This window comes from Lacticaseibacillus camelliae DSM 22697 = JCM 13995, assembly GCF_001436615.1.
GTDB classification, from domain to species: domain Bacteria; phylum Bacillota; class Bacilli; order Lactobacillales; family Lactobacillaceae; genus Lacticaseibacillus; species Lacticaseibacillus camelliae.
In genome coordinates this window covers 1-6,716 of the sequence record NZ_AYZJ01000045.1, presented here as the reverse complement: position 1 = coordinate 6,716, position 6,716 = coordinate 1, and the positions used below count along the sequence as shown (strand labels likewise).

General features: G+C 41.3%; 4 protein-coding genes and 2 pseudogenes. All 6 read left to right on the top strand.

Annotation, left to right across the window (positions count from 1 at the left end; genetic code table 11):
• Positions 1–329 (top strand): annotated as a pseudogene (locus FC75_RS08385) (hypothetical protein); the annotation flags it as partial.
• Positions 330–445: 116 nt separating this feature from the next.
• A pseudogene (locus tag FC75_RS08380) lies at positions 446–4,136 on the top strand (Eco57I restriction-modification methylase domain-containing protein); the annotation flags it as partial.
• 426 nt (positions 4,137–4,562) lie between these two features.
• Entirely contained in the window at positions 4,563–4,838 is a 276-nt protein-coding gene (locus FC75_RS13185) for a hypothetical protein (RefSeq protein WP_338033676.1), read from the top strand.
• Positions 4,838–5,563, top strand: a complete 726-nt coding sequence (locus tag FC75_RS08375) for a DNA methyltransferase family protein (protein ID WP_054666142.1) — start codon at positions 4,838–4,840, stop codon at positions 5,561–5,563. The genes FC75_RS13185 and FC75_RS08375 overlap by 1 nt, the downstream gene beginning before the upstream one ends.
• 38 nt (positions 5,564–5,601) lie before the next feature.
• The gene (locus FC75_RS08370; RefSeq protein WP_054666140.1) at positions 5,602–5,859 is read left to right on the top strand and encodes a hypothetical protein; all 258 of its coding nucleotides are present in this window, start codon (positions 5,602–5,604) and stop codon (positions 5,857–5,859) included.
• Positions 5,856–6,389, top strand: a complete 534-nt coding sequence (locus tag FC75_RS08365) for a hypothetical protein (RefSeq protein WP_056989628.1) — start codon at positions 5,856–5,858, stop codon at positions 6,387–6,389. The genes FC75_RS08370 and FC75_RS08365 overlap by 4 nt, the downstream gene beginning before the upstream one ends.
• Positions 6,390–6,716: the final 327 nt, after the last annotated feature.

Sequence of the window (6,716 nt, the reverse complement as noted above, 5' to 3'; positions counted from 1 at the left end):
ATGGCCTTTCTGGTCTAGTCGTCAGGGTGTTGCACTTGAATTGTAAACTGGGGGGGGATGATTATTTGCAAATGCTGGCATATATACTGCGGTTTGAGTCACCACGCGGCGTCTTTTTGTTTCCAGAGAAGCAAGGTAAGCCTTCTTTGAGCCTCTTACAAGTGCTTAAGGGAATAAATAGTCCTTATGAAGTCCGGCGAGATCCTCAAATTGATGTCTTAAAAATTGGCTTACCCATCCCACAAGCAGATGCTGATTATCAAACTTTTGTTGCGGACATGGAGCAAAACGAGAAACAACTAAAATGCAGGCTTATGACCTTTATTTAAACCCCGCATGTATGTGTGCTAAATCAGCAATACATTCTTCCAGTTCAGGCAAAGAAGTCTCATAATGGAAGACAGACAGTTTCACTTCTGTTCAAACGCACTGTGGAGGTAGAGCAATGAGTGGCAACTTTGAGTACTTGCAGGAAAACGAAGACAGCTTGGCGTATTTTCAATTAGCGAAGTCTATTGAACAAGAATACGCAATGGGGGATTACGGCTCAGAACTGGCGTCTGCTCGCAGGATCGCGGAAAACATTGTGAAATTTGTTCTGGATCAAAACTATCTGAACAATGACGACACTTTTGCCCAAAATTTGAAAACAATCAAAGTTCATCATCTCATTGACTCGCGGGTTCTTGATTTACTTTACGATATCAAGAAAGTGGGTAATGAGGCTTCACATAGTCTGAACCAATACGAAAAGAAAGATGGGCTTGAGGCTTTACGACAAATCATCACATTGTTGTATTGGTTTGCTAGTGCGTATTGTGACTACCAAGGTGAGGTTCCGCCGTTTTGGAAGCCTGTTCTATATTCGACGGCAGAACGACAAGTCGTCTATGCCCTTTCAGCAGATAATTCAGATGGATACTGGCCTCGATACAATGGCTTGGAAAAGGTTGGCAAAACGACTGCTGGTCAGGATTTGGAAAAGGACTGGTCTGCAAACAGTCAATATTTGAGGAGTGAGGCTCACCATCGGATTAGTCAGTACATGCGTACAGCAGCGGTTCCGTATAATTTGGACTGGGTAGAGCTTGCCTACCGGAAAGATACTAATACCTGGTTTGATGACCGCGCAGTCCACGATGTTTTGGAAAAATCGGGATACCGGCGGGACGAAGCGTTAAGGGACAAAACTGGTGCGCGTGAGTGGTTTAAGGTCGATGTTGATCATGTGAAAGAAGCCATTGCGGCTGTTAAGGCAGGGCGTGAATCGATAGACGGACCTGTAACAGAGACAAGTGAAATTCAACTGCGTCCTGAACAAAAAGACGCAGTGGAGAAAACAGAAAAGACTTTTAAATCAAAATATAAGATGCTGTGGAATGCCAAGATGCGCTTTGGCAAGACGCTGTCTGCGTTACAGTTGATCAAAAATGAAGGTTATAGCAAAGTACTCATCATGACCCATCGTCCAGTTGTGGCCGATGGGTGGTTTGAGGACTTTGAGAAGATCGGTATGCCCAGTGCTGGATATAAATATGGGTCAAAGCGAGATCAGGACCTGTCTCTCGAGGCTTTGCAGAGAGAGGCCACTAAATATGTCTACTTTGCTAGTATTCAAGACCTTCGTGGGTCGAAAGCATTTGGCGGAACGGTCGCTGATAAAAATCAGCTGGTCAAAGATATAGAATGGGACCTTGTCATTATTGACGAGGCACACGAAGGGACGCAAACCGATTTAGCACAACAGGTAATCGATGGCGTCGTCAAGAAGGATTACACACGCGTGCTTGAATTGTCGGGGACTCCATTTAATCTGATTGACCAGTATGAGCCAGACCAGGTTTATACTTGGGATTACGTTATGGAACAGCAGGCAAAATATTCATGGGACAGTGAGCACCCGAATGGTGAGCGTAACCCGTATATTGGATTACCGGCAGTTTCAATGTATACTTTCGAAATGAAGAAGCGTTTCGAGGATCAGAACTTCCTTGACGATGATAAATCATTTAACTTTCGAGAGTTCTTCAAAGTAGATGATGAGACGGGTGATTTTGTCTATGCCAACAAAGTCAGAAAGTTTCTAGACAATATCTCTAGCCCTGATGGAAGATCAAACTATCCATTTGCGACTCGCGAATTCAGAAGGAGCTTACGCCACACCCTTTGGTTAATGCCATCAGTTAAATCTGCCAGAGCAATGAAAAAGATGCTAGACGAGCATCCTGTTTTTAGCTCGTATAATGTCGTCAATATTGTTGACAAAGATACTAGTGACAATATTGTTGTCGCTTCAGATTCTGACGTTAAGCGCGTAAAAGATGCTATAACTGACCACCCGGCTCGAACCCTAACGATTACTTTAACAGTTCGTAAGATGACCACTGGTGTCACAATCAAGCCCTGGACTGGCGTTATATTCTTATCCAATACAAACAGTGCCATGCAATACTTACAGGCTGCATTCCGAGCTCAGACGCCTTATGAGGATGAGGAGTTTGGGCGTAAGACAAATTGCTATATTTTCGATTTTGCGCCAGATCGTGCTTTGAAAGTGATGGCTGCATCTCGTCAGATGAGTACTGGAGTGGGCAAGTTGCAGACCTCAGATCAGCGATCCAAGCTCGGTGAGCTATTAAACTTCTTGCCAATTATTGGTGAAGAAGGGCAGGGTATGAAGGCTTATAAGGTCGATACCTTGTTGACTCAACTGAAGAAAGTATACGCAGAAAAGGCAGTCCAATCTGGCTTTGACGACGATTCATTATATAACGATGAACTCTTGAAGCTGACGAGTGATGACCTTAAGATGTTCAATGATATTAAAGCAATTGTTGGGCAGACAAAGGCTGATCGAAAACCCAATGTGATTGATGTCAACCATCAAGGCCTTGATGACGAACAATACGAAAAAGCCACTAGAGCAGAAAAAAAGCCAAGGAAAGAACGTACGCCTGAGGAACAAGCCGTTATAGACCAAAAAAATGCACTTAAGAAACAACGCAAATCGATGATTTCAGTATTGCGTGGAATTTCGATTCGCATTCCTATGATGATTTATGGTATGGATATCGATATTGATAAGGATGTTGATATCGATAAGTTCATTGACCTTGTCGACAACAAATCATGGACGGAATTTATGCCAGTTGGAATTACAAAGGAAAAGTTTCGACAAGTTGTGAAATATTACGATCCGGAGGTTTTTTTAGAGGCTGGTCGCATTATTCGACACAGGGTAAAGTTGTTGGATGAAGCGGATCCTCTTGACAGAACTATGCAGATAGCAGAAATTTTTGGCACGTTCAAAAATCCTGATAAGGAAACAGTTCTTACGCCTTGGCGTGTCGTCAACATGCAAATGGGGGAAACTCTTGGTGGCTTAACATTCTTTGATGACTCGTATCAAAGTTCCATCGAGGATGGAAAACAGATTGTAAAATGGCGCAATACTCCACTTACTGAGCAGATTTTAAACGATGATACTCGTATACTGGAGATTAATTCTAAGACAGGACTCTACCCCCTATATGTCGCTACATCACTGTATTATCAAGGATTCGAGCGGCTTAATAACAGCACGGGTGGACAATTCTCAGCCAAAGATCAGGAGAACATATGGGAACACATTTTAAGTACTAATGTCTTTGCAGTAGCCAAAACACCAATGGCGAAAACTATAGCTGAACGGACGTTAACTGGATATAAAAATTATCCAACACATGTGGTTTATGTGGACAACATTATCGAGTTAGCTCGGCAAAATATCCATGATTGTATTGAGACCATAAAGGAGAAATTTGGGTTTATGAAATTTGATGTTGTTATTGGTAATCCTCCTTATCAGGAGCAGTCAGCAGGACTAAATACGAAACAGCCTTCTATTTATAATTACTTTATGGATTTGTCATATGGTTTAGCGCCTAAGGCAGTCTTAATAACGCCAGCCAAATTTTTATCTAATGCTGGGGACACACCAAAGTCTTGGAATGAGAAGATGTTACACGATAAGCATTTGAGAATCGTTCATTACGAGCAAAATAGTTCAAAAATATTTCCTAATACAGATATTAAAGGCGGAGTGGTTATAACTTTAAGAGACGAGACAAAAGATTTTGGAGAGATAGGTATTTTTACCCCTCTACCTCAGCTGCAGAGCATTTTGAAGAAGGTTTCTGCGAAATCTGAACAATCGTTCAGCGAAATCGCGTTCTCGAGTACGAGCTATAAATTCTCGGAGAAATTACTTGAGGATCACCCTGACATTGAAAAGCGTCGACCGCTTGGACATAAATATGATATTGCCCCAAACGTTTTTGAGGTACTACCGGAAATATTTTTTGATCAAAAACCTTCAGATTCTGTTGAGTACATAAGGATTCTTGGACGACTTCATGGCGAACGAACCTATAAGTGGATTAGACGCTCTTATGTCAAAGACCACCCTAATCTTGATAAGTACAAGGTAATCGTGCCTCATTCAAATGGGAGTGGAGCACTAGGCGAAGTTGTCAGTACCCCACAAGTGGGGTACCCCACTTGTGGGTACCACCCAAACATTTATGACATTCGGAGAGTTTGATTCAAGGACTCAGGCGGAAGCAGCACTTAAGTATGTAAAATCCAAATTTGCTAGAGCAATGTTGGGAGTACTAAAGGTAACTCAGCATAACCCGATTTCAGTATGGAAGAAAGTACCTTTACAGGATTTTTCATCTCATTCTGATATTGACTGGAGTCAATCTGTTAACAAGATAGATCAACAGCTCTTCAAAAAATATGGACTCAATCAAGATGAGATCTCGTTCATCGAAGAAAAAGTTCAGGAGATGGATTGATGGCTGACGAAAAATTGATCAAATCTAATGAGCGTGTAAAGGAACACGGGGAGGTCTTCACTCCTAAGAGAGTTGTGGATGTTATGCTCAATCAGCCAGAACTTAAAGGTGAGCTGCATTCATTGACTGCAACTTTTCTTGAGCCTGCAGCTGGTGAAGGTGCATTTTTAACTGAGATACTTTCTCGTAAACTCGTTGTAGCTGAGAAACTGTCTGATTCCATTATTGAATTTGAAAACAATGCATTAACTGCTCTAACCTCATTATACGGTATTGAATTATTGACAGATAATACAGAATTGCTTGTAACGCATATGTATCATGTGTTTTATCAGAAATATACTCAGCAATTGGGCAAGTATAAGTCAAGGGAAAATAAGAAAGTTGAGAAAAGCGCTTCAACGATTATTAAGGCTAATATGGTTCAAGGAGACGCCCTAACAGGTAAAAATAAAAATGGTAATGAAATCGTTTTTAGCCGATGGATTTTTTTAAAAGATAAAAATGATATAAGAAAAGTTCGACGAACTGAATATACGCTTAAATCAATAGAAGAGGATGGTCCATCACTGGATGGCTTAAGTCATGGAAATAAGGCTGAGGAACTCACTTTATTTGAGGTTGATGAGCCTGGTAACAGTCATGCCAACTATAGATATTCAGTGGTCTCATTATTCGATGTGTACAAAGAGACTAAGGTTACTATACCTCAGAAGTTTGATTGATCTAGAAACTCCTAATGTTATGTGAAGGGGGAAGAATGATGAATGAAGAGTATCGTTCGTTTAAAAATAGCTTCGAAACTTTCTTGAACTCAGATGAGCGTACTGCTGTAATTCGTGGCGTTAATGACAGCGACAAGATCATAATGGTCTGGTTAGGGTTAAAAGCGCATAGCGAGACCATGCACGGGACAGTTCTGGTAAATGGTTTTGCTCGCGCTAAAGAGCTTTTATCAGAGGCCTTAGAGACAAAAATTTCAACGAAACTATATTCTTGGATAAGTCTCCTGTGTGAGTGACTGTTAAATTTGGCAAATATTCAACCGTTGATAGTAGACCGTTTGGTGAGAATGAGGATTTTGCACTTTTTTATACAGTAGAAACGGTGCTTATTGATGACAACAAAAAGCAGCGTCTTCTCAGCCATATTAAGAACTCTAGAGCAACGCATAATATTATAGTGCTCACAAATGATTTTAGCGATATTGAAGCATCCTTTCAGTCTCTAATTGACGTGCAGATTGTGCTTGACACATCTAGGTCACACAGCGAGGAATATGGCAACGTTGTGCGAAACCTCGCCGAACAGGGACTTCGCTACCTTATTGAGTTGATCAGGGATAGTTTTTCTGTGGCGGTGGAAACTCCATTAGAATTTTTTAGCCAATATTCTGATTTTCATTGTTATGTCCACTTTAGGCTGAATATTATTGAATTCTTTGAGGTACTGAAAGGAAAAATAGATTATGCCAACAATCCAATGGTTGAACCAAGGCTGATTGGCAATGCTACTCATGGTGGGTATGGGATCTCTGATAAAGCTGAATGAAAATTAGCAAAAAAGCCCGTAAATTCGGGCTTTTTAATTGCTCGCAAATTTTATCGATAACTCGTGGGATGATTCGGCAGGGCATCGGTAGAGGCTGATTCTAAGCAATGCTTGGCAAATAAAATCAGTTTTTGCCCACGTTTTTGCCCACATATTTCGTTGAACAGTACCCGGGTATTTACTTGGACTTTGAATACTCACATGCCCATAATTCGCTGGCAATACTGAATTTGTTGGGTTCTTTGTTTCTCCGTCGTTGCGCAAGTTGTGCGTGAAGGCGGCCATTCGAATTTACCACCCGTGCCATGGATCTTACCACCTTCTGCC